General features: G+C 64.2%; 13 protein-coding genes. 6 read left to right on the top strand and 7 right to left on the bottom strand.

Annotation, left to right across the window (positions count from 1 at the left end):
- Positions 1 to 99 precede the first annotated feature (99 nt).
- Positions 100 to 1,482: a leucyl aminopeptidase family protein gene (locus tag K288_RS0108840; RefSeq protein WP_027579212.1), complete on the top strand. Its 1,383-nt coding sequence runs from the start codon at positions 100 to 102 to the stop codon at positions 1,480 to 1,482.
- Positions 1,475 to 2,317 (top strand): NlpC/P60 family protein, encoded by an 843-nt coding sequence (locus K288_RS0108835; protein ID WP_027579211.1) that lies wholly within the window; start codon positions 1,475 to 1,477, stop codon positions 2,315 to 2,317. Before K288_RS0108840 ends, K288_RS0108835 begins: the two co-directional genes overlap by 8 nt.
- A gap of 154 nt (positions 2,318 to 2,471) precedes the next feature.
- Here K288_RS0108835 and K288_RS0108830 read toward each other — a convergent pair whose 3' ends face one another.
- The 6 genes from K288_RS0108830 to K288_RS0108805 form a co-directional block, all read right to left on the bottom strand.
- Complete coding sequence (locus K288_RS0108830; protein WP_027579210.1) at positions 2,472 to 4,097, bottom strand: ABC transporter ATP-binding protein; 1,626 nt, start codon at positions 4,095 to 4,097, stop codon at positions 2,472 to 2,474.
- An 11-nt stretch (positions 4,098 to 4,108) separates the two neighbouring features.
- The gene (locus K288_RS0108825) at positions 4,109 to 5,287 is read right to left on the bottom strand and encodes an ABC transporter permease (protein ID WP_027579209.1); all 1,179 of its coding nucleotides are present in this window, start codon (positions 5,285 to 5,287) and stop codon (positions 4,109 to 4,111) included.
- Positions 5,287 to 6,396 carry a microcin C ABC transporter permease YejB gene (locus K288_RS0108820; protein ID WP_027579208.1) on the bottom strand — a complete coding sequence of 370 codons (1,110 nt, stop codon included), beginning with the start codon at positions 6,394 to 6,396 and terminating at the stop codon, positions 5,287 to 5,289. The genes K288_RS0108825 and K288_RS0108820 overlap by 1 nt, the downstream gene beginning before the upstream one ends.
- Positions 6,397 to 6,398: 2 nt before the next feature.
- Complete coding sequence (locus K288_RS0108815) at positions 6,399 to 8,264, bottom strand: extracellular solute-binding protein (protein WP_027579207.1); 1,866 nt, start codon at positions 8,262 to 8,264, stop codon at positions 6,399 to 6,401.
- A 14-nt stretch (positions 8,265 to 8,278) separates the two neighbouring features.
- Positions 8,279 to 10,183 (bottom strand): extracellular solute-binding protein, encoded by a 1,905-nt coding sequence (locus K288_RS0108810; RefSeq protein ID WP_027579206.1) that lies wholly within the window; start codon positions 10,181 to 10,183, stop codon positions 8,279 to 8,281.
- A 204-nt stretch (positions 10,184 to 10,387) separates the two neighbouring features.
- Positions 10,388 to 10,936, bottom strand: a complete 549-nt coding sequence (locus tag K288_RS0108805; protein ID WP_027579205.1) for a cytochrome c family protein — start codon at positions 10,934 to 10,936, stop codon at positions 10,388 to 10,390.
- Between the two features lie 202 nt (positions 10,937 to 11,138).
- Between K288_RS0108805 and K288_RS0108800 the strand changes: the two genes are divergently transcribed.
- Both K288_RS0108800 and K288_RS0108795 read left to right on the top strand, forming a co-directional pair.
- Entirely contained in the window at positions 11,139 to 11,879 is a 741-nt protein-coding gene (locus K288_RS0108800) for a 3-deoxy-manno-octulosonate cytidylyltransferase (protein ID WP_027579204.1), read from the top strand.
- A 19-nt stretch (positions 11,880 to 11,898) separates the two neighbouring features.
- Complete coding sequence (locus K288_RS0108795) at positions 11,899 to 12,759, top strand: prephenate dehydratase (protein WP_027579203.1); 861 nt, start codon at positions 11,899 to 11,901, stop codon at positions 12,757 to 12,759.
- A gap of 123 nt (positions 12,760 to 12,882) precedes the next feature.
- On the opposite strand, the gene K288_RS0108790 is transcribed toward K288_RS0108795, so the two are convergent.
- Positions 12,883 to 13,902, bottom strand: a complete 1,020-nt coding sequence (locus K288_RS0108790; protein ID WP_027579202.1) for an LLM class flavin-dependent oxidoreductase — start codon at positions 13,900 to 13,902, stop codon at positions 12,883 to 12,885.
- Positions 13,903 to 14,296: 394 nt separating this feature from the next.
- Between K288_RS0108790 and metF the strand changes: the two genes are divergently transcribed.
- Both metF and metH read left to right on the top strand, forming a co-directional pair.
- Positions 14,297 to 15,193, top strand: a complete 897-nt coding sequence (metF, locus tag K288_RS0108785; protein WP_027579201.1) for a methylenetetrahydrofolate reductase [NAD(P)H] — start codon at positions 14,297 to 14,299, stop codon at positions 15,191 to 15,193.
- Positions 15,194 to 15,197: 4 nt separating this feature from the next.
- Positions 15,198 to 19,052, top strand: coding sequence for a methionine synthase (gene metH, locus K288_RS0108780; RefSeq protein ID WP_027579200.1), 3,855 nt, complete (start codon positions 15,198 to 15,200; stop codon positions 19,050 to 19,052).
- Positions 19,053 to 19,631: the final 579 nt, after the last annotated feature.

Here is a 19,631-nt window from a genome sequence, read left to right as displayed (position 1 = left end):
GATTGAGCCGAATGCACCAGCAATAGACTGTTAACCCTAACGTCTGGTTAATTAGGCAGAGACCCTGCCATTTGCGTCCCTGCCATTGATGAGAGTCGCATGCCATCCATCTTCGAAACCGCACCCGCGTCGAACGCCGTTCCCATCACTTTCGTCACCAAGACGAACTGGGAACAGATCCGCGAAACGCTTCCTGCTCATGCACGGCAGTTCGCGCAGGCCAATGGCTATGCAGCCAAGCCCGGCAAATATCTGGCGCTCCCAGCGCCCGACGGTTCACTCGCGCAGGTGCTGTTCGGCCTGGAAGACGAGGCAAGCCGCTCGCGCGATCCGTTCCGGCCGGGCAGCCTGCCCGGATTGCTGCCATCAGGCGTCTACCGCTTCGCCAATGCGCCGCACGATACGCGGCTCGCCGCACTGGCCTTTGCGCTCGGCAACTACCGCTTCGGCCGCTATCGCAAGGCGGAAACCCCCGACGTGCGGCTGGTGCCGCCAGATGGTGTCGATGCTGCCGACATCTCGCGGGTGGCGGAAGCCGCATCCCTGGCACGCGACCTCATCAACACCCCCTCGAACGACATGGGGCCGCAGGAGCTGGCGCAGGCGGTTGAGCAGGTAGCGTCCCGGTTCGGCGCCGCGTTCAACTGCATCACGGGCGACGAGCTCGTGCGGCAGAATTTTCCGCTGATCCATGCCGTCGGCATGGCCTCGAGCCGCGCGCCGCGGCTGATCGATCTCACCTGGGGTAACCCGGATCACCCCAAGGTGACGCTGGTCGGCAAGGGCGTCTGCTTCGACACCGGCGGGCTCGACCTGAAGCCATCGAGCGGCATGCTCATCATGAAGAAGGACATGGGCGGCGCCGCCAATGTGCTTGCACTGGCACAGATGGTGATGGACGCGAAGCTCAAGGTACGGCTGCGCGTGCTGATTCCCGCGGTCGAGAACGCGGTCGCGGGCAATGCCTTCCGCCCGCTCGACATCTTCACCTCGCGCAAGGGGCTGACGGTCGAGATCGGCAACACCGATGCCGAGGGACGGCTGGTCCTCGCCGACGCGCTGGCGCTCGCCGACGAGGAGAAGCCGGATCTCTTGATCGACCTGGGCACCTTGACCGGCGCCGCGCGCGTGGCGCTGGGGCCGGACCTGCCGCCCTTTTACACGCAGGATGACACGCTGGCCGCGGAGGTGGCGGCGCATGCGAGAGCGGAGTACGATCCGTTGTGGCGCATGCCGCTGTGGCCTGCCTACGATTCCTGGCTGGATTCGAAGACGGCCGACATCACCAACGCGCCGTCGGGCACCTTCGCCGGTTCGATCACCTGCGCGCTGTTCCTGCAGCGCTTCGTCGAGCGCGCCAAACGCTGGCTGCATGTCGATATCTACGGCTGGACTCCCAGCGCAAGGCCGGCGCGCCCCGAGGGCGGCGAATGCCAGGCGGCGCGCGCGATCTACAAACTGTTGAGCCAGCGCTATGGATGATCCGCGCCTCACTCCCGCACGCGGCGACATCGCCGCGAAATATCTCGAAGGCAAGGTGAGCGCTGAGCGCTTCGTCCCCGGCGAGGAGTTCGAGGTCGCGTGCGCGCTCGCACCGCTCCACGAAGCGCCCCGCTCCGACGCCACGCTGCTGACGCAGGCGCTGAAGGGCGAGCCTGTCACCATCTATGACCGGAACAGCGAGGGGTTCGCCTGGGGCCAGCTTGGCAGCGACGGCTATGTCGGCTGGCTGCCCGATGCCGCGCTGGCAAAGCCTTCGGCCGCGCCGACCCACAAGGTGACGGCGCTACGGACTTTTGCGTTCCCCGGTCCCTCGATCAAGCTGCCGCCGGTCGAAACGCTGCCGCTCGGCGCCAGGCTGAACGTCGCTCGCGAGGACGGCGTGTTCGCGGTAACGCGCGAAGGCTGGCACCTGCCGCGCCACCATGTCGGCGGCATCGACGCGATCGAGGATGACTTCGTCACTGTTGCCGAACGCTTCGTCGGCACGCCCTATCTCTGGGGCGGCAAGAGCAGCCTTGGCATCGATTGCTCCGGCCTGGTGCAGGTCGCGCTGACCGCCGCCGGCACCGGCTGTCCGCGCGACAGCGACATGCAGCAGGAGGGCCTCGGGCGCGAGTTGAGCGCGACCGAAACAAGGAAACTGCAGCGCGGCGACCTGATCTTCTGGAAGGGCCATGTCGCCATCGTGCGCGATGCGACAACGATCGTGCACGCCAACGCGCATCACATGGCAACCGTAATCGAGCGCACCACCGAGGCCATCCCACGCATCAAGGCGGCCGGCAGCGAAGTGGTCGCGATCAAGCGGCTTTAACTCGTAGCCCGGGTGGAGCGCAGCGTAACCCGGGACAACTGCATCAAAACCCACCAGCGGCCCCGGGTTACGCTAACGCTCCACCCGGGCTACGGCGCTCTCCTCCCTCTCCCCCAAGCGGCAGAGGTGGGACGGAGTGCGCGGCTCCACTGCCTTACGTCGCCACCGCACCGTCGCCTGCCGTCTCCAAGCGGAAGGCGGCGGCGAAGAGGGCGCGGGTGTAGTCGCTCTTCGGGTTCTTGAACAGTTCGGAGGCCGGACCCTCCTCCTCGACCTTGCCGGATTTCATCACGATCAGATGGCTGGCCAGCGAAGCCACCACGCGCAGATCGTGCGAGATGAACATGTAGGTAAGGTCGCGCTTGCGCTGCAACTCGCGGAGCAGATCGACCATCTGCGCCTGGAACAGCATGTCGAGCGCGCTCGTCGGTTCGTCCAGCACCACGAAATTCGGCTCCAGCACCACCGCGCGCGCGATCGAGATGCGCTGCCGCTGACCGCCGGAGAATTCATGCGGATAGCGAAAGCGCCATTCCGGCTTCAACCCGACGTCCTTCAGCGCCTTGATCACCCGCGCCTCGCGCTCTTCGGCCGACAAATGCTGCTGATGGACGCTCAAGCCCTCCGCGATGATGTCACCGACCGACATGCGCGGACTCAGCGCGCCGAACGGATCCTGGAACACGATCTGCATGTCGCGGCGGAACGGCCGCATCTGCTTGAAGCGCAGGCCCTGGATATCGTTGCCCAGGAAGACGATCGGCCCGTCCGAGGAGATCAACCGCAGCAGCGCGAGTCCGAGCGTGGTCTTGCCGGAACCGGATTCGCCGACCACGCCGAGCGTCTCGCCCTTGCGCACCGCGATGCTGACGCCGTCGACCGCCTTGATATGGCCGACAGTGGAGCGCAGCAATCCGCGCTTGATCGGGAACCAGACCTTCAGATTATCCGCCGAGATCACCACCGGCTGGTCCGGGCGCGGCGGCGCCGGATCGGGTTTCGGCTCCGCGGCGAGGAGATCGCGCGTATAGGGATGCTTGGGGGCGGTGAAGACCTGCTCGACCGGGCCGTGCTCGACGATCTTGCCACCATTCATGACGCAGACGGTATCGGCGATGCGGCGAACGATGCCGAGATCGTGGGTGATGAACAGCATGCTCATGCCGAGCCGGGTGCGGATCTCGGCCAGCAGCGCCAGGATCTGTGCCTGCACGGTAACGTCGAGCGCCGTCGTCGGCTCGTCCGCGATCAGAAGGTCGGGCTCGTTGGCGAGCGCCATCGCGATCATCACGCGCTGGCGCTGGCCGCCGGAGAGCTGATGGGGATAGCTTTGCAGCCGCGTCTCGGGCTCGGGAATGCCGACCTGCGTCAGGAGCTCGATGGTGCGCGCCCGCGCCCGCGCGCCACGCACGCCGCTGTGCAGCGATAGAATCTCGCCGATCTGCGCCTCGATGGTGTGGAGCGGATTGAGCGAGGTCATCGGCTCCTGGAAGATGATCGAGATGTCGTTGCCCCGCACCTCGCGCATCTCTCGCTCCGAGGCGGTAAGGAGGTCGCGCCCCTTGAAACGGACGCTGCCGGAAGGATGCGAGGCCGCCGGATAGGGCAGCAGTTTCAGGACCGACAGCGCGCTGACGGATTTGCCCGAGCCGGATTCGCCGACCAGCGCGACGCATTCGCCGCGCTTGATCGAGAACGAGACATGGTCGACCGCGACCGAGGGGCCGAAAGCGACCGAGAGGTCGCGGACATCGAGCAGCGGCTGATTGATGGCGTCCATGATGCTGCCCTCTACCTGAACGTCTTGCGCGGGTCGAAGGCGTCGCGAGCGGCCTCGCCGATGAAGATCAGGAGCGAGAGCATGATCGCGACCGAGAAGAAGCCGGTGAAGCCGAGCCACGGCGCCTGCACATTGGCCTTGCCCTGCGCCAGCAATTCGCCGAGCGAAGGCGAGCCCGGCGGCAGGCCGAAGCCGAGGAAGTCCAGCGCTGTCAGCGTCATCACGGAGGACGAGACGATGAAGGGCAGGAAGGTCATGGTCGCCACCATCGCGTTCGGCAAGAGGTGGCGGAACATGATCACCGCATTGGAGACGCCGAGCGCGCGCGCCGCCTGGATGTATTCGAAATTGCGCCCGCGCAGGAATTCCGCGCGCACCAGGCCGACCAGCGACACCCAGGAAAACAACAGGAGGATGCCGAGCAGGATGAAGAAGCCCGGCGGCAGCACCGCGGAGATGATCAGAAGCAGATAGAGCGAAGGGATCGCGGTCCAGACCTCGATCAGGCGCTGGAACGTCAGATCGATCCAACCGCCGAAATAGCCCTGCACGCCGCCAGCGGCGACGCCGATGATCGAGGACAGGATGGTCAGCGTCAGGCCGAACAGCACCGAAATCCGGAAACCGTAGATCAGGCGCGCGAGCACGTCGCGGCCCTGGTCGTCGGTGCCGAGCCAGTTGTATTCGAGGTCGCGGCAGCCGCTGAGCTGCTTCCTCTCGACCACCTCCTTGCACTGCTTTTCGGTCAAAAGCCAGGTCGGCTTTGACGGCGCCGGCGTCGGCAGATCGAGATTGTGGGTGTCGTAGGAATAGCGGATCGGCGGCCAGATGATGGTGCCACCCTTGGCAGCGATCTGCTTCTGCAAGTAGGGATCGCGGTAATCCGCCGTAGTCTCGAAATCGCCGCCGAACGTCGTCTCGGCATAGTTGAAGAGCACAGGCCAATAGAGCCGACCGTCATACCTGACCATCAGTGGGCGATCATTCGCAATGAAATTGGCGAACAGCGAGACCACGAACAGCACCAGGAAGATCCAGAACGACCAGTAGCCGCGGCGGTTGGCCTTGAAGTTCTGCCAGCGGCGCTTGTTGAGCGGCGACGGCTCGAAGGGACGGCGGCTCGGCGGCACGGCTTCGCCGAGCGGCGACTGCGTCGTGGTCTCGACCGGCTGGGGCGCGAGCATCGTCATCAGACTTCCCTCGCCTCGAAATCGATCCGGGGATCGATCCACATGTAGGCGAGATCGGAGATCAGGTTCACGACCAAGCCGACCAGCGAAAAGATGAACAGCGTGCCGAACACGACCGGATAGTCACGGTTCAGGACACTCTCGAAGCCGAGCAGGCCGAGCCCGTCGAGCGAGAAGATGGTCTCGATCAAGAGCGAACCGGAGAAGAAGGCATGGATGAACGCGCTCGGGAAGCCGGCGATCACGATCAGCATCGCGTTACGGAAGATGTGACCGTACAGTACCTGCGTCTCGCTGCAGCCCTTCGCGCGCGCGGTCATGACATATTGCTTGCGGATCTCGTCCAGGAACGAGTTCTTGGTCAGCAGCGTCATGGTCGCAAACGCGCCGAGCGCCATCGAGATCAAGGGCAGCGTGATGTGCCAGAAATAGTCGATGATCTTCCAGTACCAGGGGAATTGCGACCAGCCGTCCGAGGTCAATCCGCGCAACGGGAACCAGTTGAAGAACGAGCCGCCGGCAAACAGGATGATCAAGAGGATCGCGAACAGGAAGCCGGGAATCGCAAAGCCGACGATGATGACGGCCGACGTCCAGGTATCGAAGCGCGATCCATCTTGCACGGCCTTGCGGATGCCGAGCGGGATCGAGATCAAATAGGTCAGGAGCGTCATCCAGATGCCGAGCGACATCGACACCGGCAATTTTTCCTTGATCAGTTGGATCACGCTGACATCGCGGAAATAGCTCTTGCCGAAGTCGAAACGGGCAAAGTTCCACACCATCAGCGCGAAGCGCTCGGGCGCCGGCTTGTCGAAGCCGAACTGCTTTTCGAGATTCTTGATGAAGGCAGGATCGAGGCCCTGCGCGCCGCGGTATTTGGAGTTCACTGCATCCGCCGAGGCGCCGCCCGGCGCACGCGCGGCAAAATCGCCGCCGGAAGAACCAGAAACCCGCGAGGTGCCGCCGGTATCGGCGCCGGAAAGCTGGGCCAGCACGCGCTCGACCGGTCCTCCCGGCGCGAACTGCACGACCACGAAGGACACGAAGAGGATGCCGAGCAGCGTCGGCACCATCAGGAGAATGCGGCGGGCGATATAAGCGCTCATGTCTACTTCGCCTGTTCGGCGTTCGTGGCCTTGGCCGGATCGGCCCACCAGTTCTCCGGCGCTCCCACGCCTTGCGCGTAGCGCGCCGGCTTCTGCGGATGGGCGAACAGGTCCCAATAGGCGACGCGGTGCGTGTTGGCGTACCACTGCGGCACCCAGTAGCGGCCGGCGCGGAAGACGCGGTCGAAGGCGCGGCAGGCGGTGGTCAGTTCCGCCCTGGTCTCGGCGGCGATGATCTTCTCGATCAGCGCATCGATCACCGGGCTGGAGATGCCTGCGAGATTATAGGAACCCTTGGTGCTGGCAGACTGCGACGAAAAGAACGCGCGCATGCTGTCGCCCGGGGTTGCGTTCATCGAGAAGCGCTCGATGGTCATGTCGAAATCGAAATCCTCCAGCCGCGCCCGGTATTGCACGGCGTCGATCAGCCGGAACGTGGCGTCGATGCCGAGCGTGGCGAGGTTCTTGATGTAGGGCCCGTGATGGGGCTGGATCGAGGCTTCGTCGTTGAGGAATTCGATGGTGAAAGGCTCGCCGTTCGGCAGCAGCCGCTTGCCATCCTTGACGACACAGCCGGCATCGCTCAGCAGTTGAGCCGCCTTGCGCAGCAGCGCCCGGTCCTGCCCCGAACCATCCGACACCGGCGGCACGAAGGGCTTGCCGAACACCTCGTCCGGCACCTGGCCGCGGAACGGCTCGAGCAGCGCCACTTCCTCCGGCGACGGCGGGCCGGAGACCATCATGTCCGAATTCTGGAACGGCGAATGCGTGCGCGCATAGGCGCCGTACATGATGGTCTTGTTGGTCCATTCGAAATCGAAGGCGTAGATCAGCGCCTCGCGCACACGCGGGTCCTTGAACTTGTCGCGACGCATATTGATGAACCAGCCCTGCGCGCCCGACGGCGTCTCATCCGGCAACAGCTCGCGCTTGACGCGGCCGTCCTTGATCGCGGGGAAATCATAGCGCGTGGCCCAGATGCGCGCGGTGAGCTCCTCGCGATAGAGATAATTCCTGCCGGTGAAACCCTCGAAGGCGACGTCGCGGTCGCGATAGAACTCGTAGCGGACGGTGTCGAAATTATAGCTGCCGCGGCAGACTGGAAGATCAGCCGCCCACCAGTCCTTGACGCGATCATATTCGATAAAGCGGTTGACCTCGAACCGGCCGACCTTGTACGGCCCAGAGCCGAGCGGCGCATCGAGCGTCGATTCCTCGAACGGCCGTTTGGCGTAGTAGGCCTTCGAGAAGATCGGCAGGCTCGCGACATAAAGCGGCACGTCACGCGCGCGCTTCGGCGCAAAGGTGACGACGACGGTCGCGTCGTCGAGCGCTTCCGCTTTGATGAAATCGCGGAGTTGCACCAGGATCAGCGGGTGTCCCTTCTCCTTCAGCGTGTTCAGCGAGAACGCGACGTCCTGCGCCGTCAGCTTGGAGCCGTCGTGAAAGCGTGCCTCGGGGCGCATCGTGAAGGTGTAGGTAAGCTTGTCGGGCGAAATCTGCACCGACTTTGCGGCCAGCCCGTACATCGCGTCGGGCTCATCGCCGGCGCGCGCCATCAGCGCCGTGAACGTCATGTCCATGCCCTGCGCGCCCTCGCCCTTGAGGATGTAGGCGTTGAGGGAATTGAACGTGAAATAGGACTGGTTATAGGCGCGGACCGAGGGGATCAGCGAGAACATGCCGCCCTTCGGCGCATTCACATTGACATAGTCGAAATTGCGGAAGTCGGCGGGATATTTCAAATCGCCGAACGCCGACATGCCGTGCATCCCGACGCCGTTATCGGCGGCTGCCGGGCGAAGCCGCGTCGCGCATAGCGCCCCGATGCCGAGGCCGAGCGCGTGCCGACGGGTGAATAGCGCCATGCGGGGATCGTCCTTCAAGATCGTTTCGCGATCCGGTTCGCCTTGTCCGCGTCGTACCACCAGACAGCGGGGAAGCCCGATGCGCCATATTTGGGCAATTCGGCCGGACGGCCGAAGCGATCCCAGCGCGCGGTGCGCAGCTTCGGGTAGTTCCACTGCGGCACGACGTAGTGATTCCACAGCAGCACGCGGTCGAGCGCCTTGGTGGCGGCGACGAGCTCGGCGCGATTCTTGGCAAAGATGACCCGATCGATCAGCTTGTCGATCGCCGGATTCTTGATGCCCAGGATATTGCGCGAACCGGGCACGTCCGCGGCCTTCGTGCCCCAGAACTCGCGCTGTTCATTGCCGGGCGACAGCGACTGCGGCCAGGACGAGGTCACGATGTCGAAATCCCATTCGCGCATCCGGTTCTCGTATTGGCTCGGATCGATGGTGCGCACGCTGACGGCGATGCCGAGCCGTTCCAGCGACGGCTTGTAGAACAGCATGACCCGTTCGAATTCCGGCTGCTGCGTCAGCAACTCGATCGTGAACGGCGTTCCGGTCTTGACGTCGACCTGCTTGCGATCGCGGACTTCGTAGCCGGCCTCCTTCATGAGGCGCAGGGCCTCGCGAAGGTTATCGCGCGAGGCTTGAGGATTGCCTCCGACGGGGTTGCTGTAGGCGGTCGTAAAGACCTCGGGCGGGACTTCAGCACGCACGCCTTCGAGGATTTCCAGCTCCTGGCCCTGCGGCAGGCCGGTCGCCATCAGTTCTTCGGCGCCGTCAAAATAGCTGGAGATGCGCTTGTACTGGCCGAAGAAAATCTGCTTGTTCATTTCCTCGAAGTCGAACGCATAGTTCAGCGCGCGGCGAACCTTCGGATCGCTGAACTTGGCGCGACGGAGGTTCAGCGCAAACGCCTGCATCACGCCCGAGTTGCGAAGGGGGAACTCCTCGAGCACCACGCGCTTCTCGGAAACGGCTGGAAAATCATAAGCGGTCGCCCAGTTCTTGGCGCTGTTCTCGGTGCGCCAGTCGACCTGGTCTGCCTTGAAGGCCTCGAGCGCGACGGTCCCGTCCCGGAAATATTCGTAACGCAACTCTTCGAAATTGTTGCGCCCGACATTGACCGCAAGCTCGTTGCCCCAATACTCCTTCACGCGTTCGAACGTGATGGACCTGCCCGGGACAAATTCCTTAACCCGATAGGGGCCCGAGCCCAACGGCTTCTCGAGCGTCGTTGCGGAGACGTCGCGTTTCTTGCCGTCGCTGTCGGTGCCTTCCCACCAATGCTTCGGCAGGATCGTGAGCTGGCCCACAATGTGCGGCAGTTCGCGATTGCCCGGCCCATCGAACACGAACTTCACGTCGCGGTCGTTGACTTTCTCTGCCCGGACCACATGGCTGTAGTAGGCCGCGGACATCGGGTCGTATTTCTTGAAGGCGTCAAACGAGAAGACGACATCGTCCGCAGTCACCGGCTTGCCGTCGTGCCACTTCGCCTGCGGTCTCAGCCGGTAGATCACGAAGGAGAAGTCGTCGGGATAGCTCGCGGCCTCGGCGAGCGCGCCGTACCCCGTGGAAACTTCGTCAAGCGACGACGTCATCAGGTTCTCATAGATCAGAGGGATCGCGGCGACGATGTTGCCCTTCACGCCCGCGATCGCGAGATTGAAATTATCGAAGGTGCCGATCAGGATCGAACGTACCGTGCCGCCCTTGGGCGCATCCGGATTGACGTAATCGAAGTGCTTGAAGTCGGCCGCATACTTGACATCGCCGAACAGCGATAGCGCGTGGCGCCATGCCGGCTCACCGCCTCCCGAGTCCGCCTGCGCGCTCGACATCGCCGGGATGCCAATTGCCATGCCCATCACGGGGGTCAGCGCGGCCACCGCGCCGGTCTGCAGAAGGTGTCGTCGGGTAATGGCCAAAGGGAGCATCCTGTCGTGAACCGAGGTTACGCATCTAAGTGCGTAATATAGGGCAAGGTTTCGGCGGATTATGTTGCTTTTTCCTCATCTTGGAAGCCCGGGAGCCATCACGTGTGCGGCGAAACGTCCCGATGACAAGATGCGATCCATACGGAAACGGCCAGGCAATGCCTGGCCGTTCCGATTGAATCCATGAGGGAAATGCTATTTCTGCGCAGTCGGCAGCGGCTGCGGATGATCCGACAGCGAATTCAGGTAGGCGATCACGTCTGCGCGCTCGCTGTCCTTCGGAATGCCCGCGAATCCCATCGCGGTGCCCGGGATGAAACCCTTCGGGTTGGTGAGGAACTTGTTGAGATCGTCGAAGGTCCAGGTGCCGCCCTTGGCCTTCATGGCGGCCGAGAAGTTGAACCCGCGTCCTTCGCCGCGGGCCTCGCCGACGATGCCGAACAGATTCGGACCGACCCGGTTCGGGCCGCCCTTCTCGAAGGTGTGGCAGGCTGCGCACTTCTTGGCGGCTGCGGAGCCCTTTTCCACAGAGGCGGTCTGCAGCAGTTTCTCGATCGGCTCAGACGATGCGGCGGCTTCCGCAGGTCCGCCCCCCTTGGTCTCCTCCTTCACGGCGATCTCGAAGCCGGGCTTCTCCAGCGGCCGCGGCGTGAACACCGCCTGCGCGGCAAAGCTCGTCACCAGGACAATGAGACAGGTGCCAAGCAGCGCACCGAGAATCTTGTTGAGTTCGAAGGAGTCCATTTCGGATCAGGCTCCAGGCCTAAAATGTCGACTTCAGGCGGGCCGAACGGCCGCGGGGGTGAGCCTCGGAATCAGCCCTCATCGCGCCTCCCCCGAGCAGAGTTGAGATATCGGTTTGCCTGCGCTCTGGCAACCCGTATAAACGCGCCGACTTTCACCCCGTCCCCACCCTGATTCCTGCCTTCGGCAGGGTTTCTATACGATGGCTGATCCGCGGATTTTGGTGCTGATTCCCGCCCGCATGGCGGCCACGAGGCTGCCGGGCAAGCCGCTCCTCGACATTGCCGGCCTGCCGATGATCGTCCACGTATTGCGCCGGGCGATCGAGGCCGACATCGGCCGGGTCGCGGTCGCAACCGACGCGCCGGAGATCGCCGCGGCCGTAACAGCGGCTGGCGGCGAGGCGGTGATGACCCGCGCCGATCACCCCTCCGGCTCCGACCGCATCTTCGAGGCCGCAACCACGCTCGATCCGCAAGCCAAGGCTGACGTCGTGGTCAACCTGCAGGGCGATTTCCCGACCATTACGCCGGACACGATCCGCGCCGTGCTGCCGCCGCTCGACGACGGCGCCGTCGATATCGCAACGCTCGCCTCCGAGATCCACACCGAGGAGGAAAGCCTCAACCCGAACGTGGTGAAGGCGGTCGGCTCGCCGATCACGGCGCAGCGGCTGCGCGCGCTCTATTTCACCCGCGCGACCGCGCCGTACGGCGACGGGCCGCGCTACCACCATATCGGCCTCTACGCCTATCGCCGCGCCGCGCTGGAGCGCTTCGTGCGGCTGCCGCCGTCGCCGCTGGAACAGCAGGAGAAGCTCGAGCAGCTCCGCGCGCTGGAGGCGGGGATGCGGATCGACGTCACCATCGTCGATACCGTGCCGCGCGGCGTCGACACCCCGGCCGACCTCGAAACCGCGCGGCGGATACTGGCCAAAACCTGAACGGCTGATACAAGGCAGCATGACCAAGAAGCTGAAAATCGCCTTCCAGGGCGAGCCCGGAGCCAATTCCCACATCGCGATCGTCGAGGCCTATCCCGACGCCGAGCCGATACCGTGCGCGACCTTCGAGGATGCGCTGTCGGCGATTTCCTCCGGCGAGGCCGATCTCGGCATGATCCCGATCGAGAACTCGGTCGCCGGCCGCGTCGCCGACATCCACCATCTGCTGCCGGCCTCCGGCCTGTTCATCGTCGGCGAATGGTTCCTGCCGGTCCGGCATCAGTTGATGGCGGTGAAGGGCACGAAGCTTGCCGACATCAGGAGCGTGGAGAGCCATGTGCACGCGCTCGGCCAGTGCCGGCGCATCATCCGCAAGCTCGGCATCAGGCCGATCGTCGCCGGCGACACTGCCGGCAGCGCGCGCGACATTTCCGAGCGTGGCGACAAAAGCGTCGCCGCCATCGCCTCGCGCCTAGCCGCCGACATCTACGGCCTCGACATCCTGGCCGAGGACATCGAGGACGAGGCCCACAACACCACCCGCTTCGTGGTGCTGGCGCGCGACGCTAAATGGGCCGAGCAGGATTCGGGCCCCTTGGTCACTACGTTTGTTTTCCGGGTGCGCAACCTGCCCGCCGCGCTCTACAAGGCACTCGGCGGCTTCGCCACCAATGGCGTCAACATGACCAAGCTCGAAAGCTACATGGTCGACGGCAATTTCTTCGCCACGCAATTTTATGCCGATGTCGATGGCCACCCTTACGATCGCGGGCTGGCCTTCGCGCTTGAGGAGCTGAAATTCTTCTCCCGCGAATTCCGTATCGTGGGCGTCTATCCCGCCCACCCCTTCCGCGCGACGTTCAGCGAAAAGGCGGATTGAGGGGCGGTGGTGGACGCGTAGCCCGGGTGGAGCGCCAGCGTAACCCGGGACCGCCAATAGACATTGACGCAGCTGTCCCGGGTTGCGCTTCGCTCCACCCGGGCTACGAAGCTTCGCTTGGCGTCAAGCAGCTTCCTTCTTAGTAACCCCGAACGCATCTGCCAGCAGGCTGTACGACTTCTTCCGCGCCTCGTGGTCATACACCGCGGTGATGATCATCAGCTCATCCGCCTCGGTCGCCGCGATCAGCGGCTGCAGTTTTGCAACCACCGTCGCCGGGCTGCCGACGAAGAAGCGCGAGCGGTTGCGGGCGATGGAAGCGCGTTCGGCGGCAGTATAGGGATAGGCCAGCGCCTCCTCGACGCTCGGCAGCGGCAGATACTGGCCGCGATCCCGGCGCAGCCGGTTGAGGTCCATCGACAGCGCCAGCTTCTCCGCCTCGTCATCGGTCTCGGCCGCCACCGCTGCCACCGCGAGGATCGCGCTGGGCGTCTGGCGCCAGCCCGAAGGCTTGAAATGGGCTTTATAGTTGGTCATCGCATCGACCGCGTCATGGGTTGCGAAATGATGCGCGAAGGCGAAGCCCATGCCGACCTGCGCCGCCAGCTCGGACGAATAGCCGCTGGAACCGAGCAGCCAGATCGGCGGCAGCGGCGAATCATCAGGCATTGCCACCACATTGTTGTAGGGATGGCCGGGCGGGAAGTCGCGCGTCTCCCACAGTGTCAATTCGTGCAGCCGCTCCAGGAAATCGTCGCCCTCGCGGCGGTCGAGCCGGCTGCGCAGCGCATGGGCCGTGGCGCCGTCGGTGCCCGGCGCCCGCCCGAGGCCGAGATCGATGCGGCCGGGGAACAGCGCCTCCAGCATCTTGAAGCGCTCGGCGACCACCAGCGGCGCATGGTTGGGCAGCATCACGCCGCCGGAGCCGACGCGGATGTTCCTGGTGACGGCAGCGATCTGCCCGATCATCAGGTCCGGCGCGGGGCTCGCGACGGAGGCGAGGTTGTGGTGCTCGGCGAGCCAATAGCGGACAAAGCCGAGCCCATCGACATGGCGCGCCAGGTCGATGCTGTTGCGCAGCGCCGCGGCGGGCTTTGTGGCTGTCGTGACGACCGAAAGGTCCAGGACGGAAAGCGGGATCATCGCGCTAAGCTAGGGCGGCACATTGAAACCACAAAGCCCCTTCACGTGCAGATCAGCTCCGCGACACTCCAAGTCTGGAGCCTAGCGATCACGCTTGAGAGTGGGACAGAATGTCGTCAATCCGTAACAATCCTTTGCTGCCCAACCTCAAGAAGCACATCGATTTGACCTGAGAATCGGGCGCAACCAGCATTTATCTCTGGATTTTCGGGCTCAGACGCAAGATTTGCACTCCTGCCCACCTTGCATTTAAAATGCTGCTGACAACCAACAAATTCCCTAAAAGTGGGCAAATTCCCATTACCGATGGGCTGTTTGCCGCGCCCGCTTTGCCCTATCTTACCTGCTTGACTGCCAAGCCTGTCGCCGATTGTCCCTGGAGCTTGTGAGAGCCATGACCGAGGTTGCCACCCCGCCGTTCAGGACTCCCGCCATTTCCTTCGAGTTCTTCCCCCCGAAGACCGCGGAGATGGAGCGTAACCTGTGGGACACGATCAACCGATTGGCGCCGCTGTCGCCCACCTTCGTCTCGGTGACCTATGGCGCCGGCGGATCGACGCGCGAGCGCACCCATTCGACCATCGCCCGCATCCTGAACGAAACCAGGCTGTTGCCGGCGGCCCATCTGACCTGCGTAAGCGCCTCACGCGGCGAAATCGATGAGATCGTCGATCGCTATCACGAGGTCGGCGTCCGCCACATCGTGGCGCTGCGCGGCGACCCGCCCGGCGGCATCGGCACGCCCTATTACACCCATCCGGACGGCTACCAAAGCTCGCCCGAACTGGTCGCCGGCATCAAGAAGCGTCATCCCGATATCGAGATTTCGGTCTCCGCCTATCCGGAGAAGCATCCGGAGAGTGCGGATTTCGACGCCGATATCGACACGCTGAAAGCCAAGGTCGATGCCGGCGCCACGCGCGCCATCACCCAGGTGTTCTTCGATAACGACCTCTACTTCCGCTACCTCGACCGGGTGCGGGCGCGCGGCATCGAGATCCCGATCGTGCCGGGCATCATGCCGATGCACAATTTCAAGCAGGCCCGCAATTTCGTCACCCGCGCCGGCACCACGGTGCCGGACTGGTTCGCCGCGAAATTCGAAGGCCTCGATGACGACGCCGAGACCCGCAAACTGGTGGCAGCAACTGTCGCCGCGGGCCAGGTGCAGAAGCTGGCCAAGCACGGCGTCGACACCTTCCATTTCTACACCATGAACCGCGCCGATCTCGTGTTCGCGATCAGCCACCTGCTCGGCATCCGTCCGAACGGCGCGCAGAAGGCTGCCTGATCAAATGACCGTACCCGTCTCTCCCAAGCGTACCGCCCTCATCGCCGCCGCGCGCGAGCGCATCCTCGTGCTCGACGGCGCCATGGGCACGATGATCCAGGGCCTGCAATTCGACGAGGCCGCCTTCCGTGGCGAACGCTTCAAGGATTTCCACCGCGACATCAGGGGCAACAACGACCTCCTGATCCTGACGCAAGCGAAGGCGATCGAGGACATCCACGCCGCCTATTTGCGCGCCGGAGCCGACATCGTCGCGACCAACACCTTCTCCTCGACCTCGATCGCGCAGGCCGACTACGACATGTCGGACCTCGCCTATGAGCTCAACCGCGAGGGCGCCAGGCTCGCGCGCGCAGCGGCGGAGAAGGTGAGTGCCGAGGATGGCAGGCCGCGGTTCGTCGCGGGCGCGCTGGGGCCCACCAACCGCACCGCCTCGATCTCGCCCGACGTCTCCAATCCCGGCTATCGCGCTGTCACGTTCGACGATCTGCGCAAGGCCTATGGCGAGCAGATCAACGGCCTGCTCGACGGCGGCGCCGATCTGCTGCTGGTCGAAACCATCTTCGACACGCTGAACGCCAAGGCCGCGCTCTATGCGATCTCCGAGATCACCGAAGAGCGCGGCATCGACGTGCCCGTGATGATCTCGGGCACCATCACCGACAAGTCCGGCCGCCTGCTCTCGGGCCAGTTGCCGGAGGCGTTCTGGAATTCGGTGCGGCATGCCAAGCCGATCACGATCGGCTTCAACTGCGCGCTCGGCGCGGAGGACCTGCGCAGCCACATCGCCGATATCGGCCGCGTCGCCGATACGCTCGTTTGCGCCTACCCGAACGCCGGCCTGCCCAACGAGTTCGGCCAGTACGACGAGACGCCGGAATATATGGCGCGGCTGATCGGCGAATTCGCGCGCGACGGCCTCGTCAACATCGTCGGCGGCTGCTGCGGCACCACGCCGGACCATATCGCCGCGATCGCCGCGTCGGTTAAGCCGCACAAGCCGCGCATAGTCCCTGAGATCGAGCCGCGCTTGCGGCTCTCAGGCCTCGAACCGTTCGCGCTGACCGACGCCATCCCGTTCGTGAACATCGGCGAACGCACCAATGTCACGGGCTCCGCGCGCTTCCGCAAATTGATCACCGCGGGCGACTACGCGGCCGCGCTGCAGGTCGCGCGCGACCAGGTCGAGAACGGCGCGCAGATCATCGACGTCAACATGGACGAGGGCCTGCTCGATTCCGAGAAGGCGATGGTGACGTTCCTCAACCTCGTCGCCGCCGAGCCCGACATCGCTCGCGTACCTGTCATGGTCGACTCTTCGAAATTCGCCGTGATCGAGGCCGGGCTGAAATGCATCCAGGGCAAGCCGGTGGTGAACTCGATCTCGATGAAGGAGGGCGAGGAGAAATTCATCCACGAGGCCACGATCGCCAAGCGCCATGGCGCGGCCGTGGTGGTGATGGCGTTCGACGAGACCGGCCAGGCCGACACGTTCGCGCGCAAGACCGATATCTGCAAGCGCGCCTACGACATCCTGGTCAACCGGCTCGACTTCCCGCCCGAAGACATCATCTTCGATCCCAATATCTTCGCGATCGCGACCGGCATCGAGGAGCACAACAATTACGGCGTCGATTTCATCGAGGCCACGCGCTGGATCCGCCAGAATTTGCCGGGCGCGCATATTTCCGGCGGCGTCTCCAATCTCTCCTTCTCGTTCCGCGGCAACGAGCCGGTGCGCGAGGCGATGCACTCGGTGTTCCTCTATCATGCCATCAAGGCCGGCATGGACATGGGCATCGTCAATGCCGGGCAGATGATCGTCTATGACGACATCGATCCCGAGCTGCGACAGGTGTGCGAGGACGTCATCCTCAACCGCGATCCAGGCGCCTCCGAGCGCCTGCTGGCTCTGGCTGAGAAATTCCGCGGCAAGGAGAAGCAGAGCAAGGAAGCCGATCTCGCTTGGCGCGAATGGCCGGTCGAGAAGCGGCTCAGCCACGCGCTGGTGCACGGCATCACCGAGTTCATCGAGGCCGATACCGAGCAGGCGCGGCAGGCGTCGCAGCGTCCGCTCGACGTCATCGAGGGTCCGCTGATGGCCGGCATGAATGTGGTCGGCGACCTCTTCGGCGACGGCAAGATGTTCCTGCCGCAGGTGGTGAAGTCCGCGCGCGTCATGAAGCAGGCGGTCGCCTATCTGATGCCGTTCATGGAAGAGGAGAAGGCGCGCAACCTCGCCAATGGCGTAACCAGCGATGGCCGCAACGCCGCCGGCAAGATCGTGCTCGCGACGGTGAAGGGCGACGTCCACGACATCGGCAAGAACATTGTCGGCATCGTGTTGCAATGTAACAATTTCGAGGTCATCGACCTCGGCGTGATGGTGCCGGCCGCAAAGATCATCGAGACGGCGAAGGCCGAAGGCGCCGACATCATCGGCCTCTCCGGCCTGATCACGCCCTCGCTCGACGAGATGAGCTTTCTCGCCGGCGAGCTGGAGCGCGAGGGCCTGAACCTGCCGCTCCTGATCGGCGGCGCCACCACCAGCCGCGTCCATACGGCCGTGAAGATTGATCCGAACTATCCGGGCGGACCGGTCGTGCATGTCAACGATGCCAGCCGCGCCGTCGGCGTTGCTTCCTCGCTGCTCTCGCCCGAGAAGCGCAAAACCTATGCCGCGGATGTCCGCGCCGAATACGCCAAGATCTCCGCGGCGCATTTCCGCGCGCAACAGGACAAGAAGCGGCTGAAGCTGGCGCAAGCCCGCGCCAACGGCGTCAAGATCGATTTCGCCAAGACGCCACCGAAGCAGCCGGCCTTCTTCGGCATCAAGAGCTTCGACGCCTACGATCTGGCGGAGCTGGCCAAATACATCGACTGGACACCGTTCTTCCAGACCTGGGAATTGACCGGGCGCTTTCCGGCCATCCTCGACGATCCGAAGGTCGGCGAGGTCGCGCGCTCGCTCTATGATGATGCGCAGAAGATGCTTAAGCGCATCATCGCGGAGAAATGGTTCACGGCGCGCGCCACCATCGGCTTCTGGCCCGCCCATGCCGAGGGCGACGATATCGCCGTCTATGCCGACGAGACGCGGAAGAAGAAGATCGCGACCTTCCATACGCTGCGCCAGCAGCTCGAGAAGCGCGAAGGCCGCTTCAACGCCGCGCTGTCGGACTTCATCGCGCCCGCATCGTCGGGCGTGCCCGACTATATCGGCGGCTTCGTCGTCACGGCGGGGATCGGCGAGGACGTGATCGCCGACCGCTTCAAGAAGGCCAACGACGATTACTCCTCGATCCTGTGCAAGGCGCTGGCCGATCGCTTGGCCGAAGCCTTCGCCGAGCGCATGCACCAGCGCGTGCGCCAGGAGTTCTGGGGCTACGCGCCCGAGGAGACGTTCTCGGCGGACGAGCTGATACTGGAGAAATATCAGGGCATCCGCCCGGCGCCGGGCTATCCGGCGCAGCCCGACCACACCGAGAAGCAGACGCTGTTCGCGCTGCTTGATGCTGAGAGCACCGCCGGTGTGAAGCTCACCGAGAGCTTTGCGATGTGGCCGGGCTCGTCGGTCTCCGGCCTCTATTTCAGCCATCCCGAGAGCTTCTATTTCGGCGTCGGCAAGATCGAGCGCGACCAGGTCGAGGACTACGCCGCGCGCAAGGACATGACGGTCACCGAAGTCGAGCGCTGGCTCGCGCCCGTGCTGAACTACATCCCCTCGCAGGACGCCAAGCAACCAACGCCTGCGCCCGCGCCGGTCGCCACCCCCGCCAACGACGTCACCTCGCACCCACCCGGCTGCACCTGCGCCGTGCATCTCGCCTGGCGCAAGAAAGCCGTCGGCGCGGGCTAGTCCCGCGGTCCCGACCTCTGCCGTCATTGCGAGCGAAGCGAAGCAATCCATGCCTGCACAAGCGGCGCCATGGATTGCTTCGTGGAGCCTGTCATCGGGCGCGCGTTCGCGCGACCCGTTGGCTCGCAATGACGATGTGGGGACATTGGGTGCGACAAATCACCCCGACGGGCAAATCAGCCAAAAGTCTGTCCAGCCCTCGCGCGAAAAACATTCCGCTTCCGTCGTCGGGCAAATCAGCACTATGAATCCGCGCGTCTCACCCGAATGAGGGGCGGGTCGCGATCGTCACGAACGTTGCGGTGAGATGCGGTGGACGCGGGTGTTGCGGCTGACGAGCGCAAGTAACGCGGACGGCGAAGTCGTGTGGTCCTGGCGCCCCGACGCTGGCGCTAAGTCCTGGGGGATGGAAACATCCCTAAGGGTGACGGTGGCAAAAGAGCCCGGTCACCGGGCAGAGCACGAAGTAAGCCGTAACACCATCGCGCAGGGAAAGCCGGAATGCTTCGGTTGAACCTGTGGTCCTACCCCCGTGCTTTTTGTTGCACGGGACCCACGGGTGCAACCAGCACCCGGCTT

It is taken from the genome of Bradyrhizobium sp. Ai1a-2 (genome assembly GCF_000426245.1).
Taxonomy (GTDB): Bacteria; Pseudomonadota; Alphaproteobacteria; order Rhizobiales; family Xanthobacteraceae; genus Bradyrhizobium.
The sequence above is the reverse complement of the archived record's forward strand: the minus strand, read 5'-3'. Positions and strand labels throughout refer to the sequence as shown.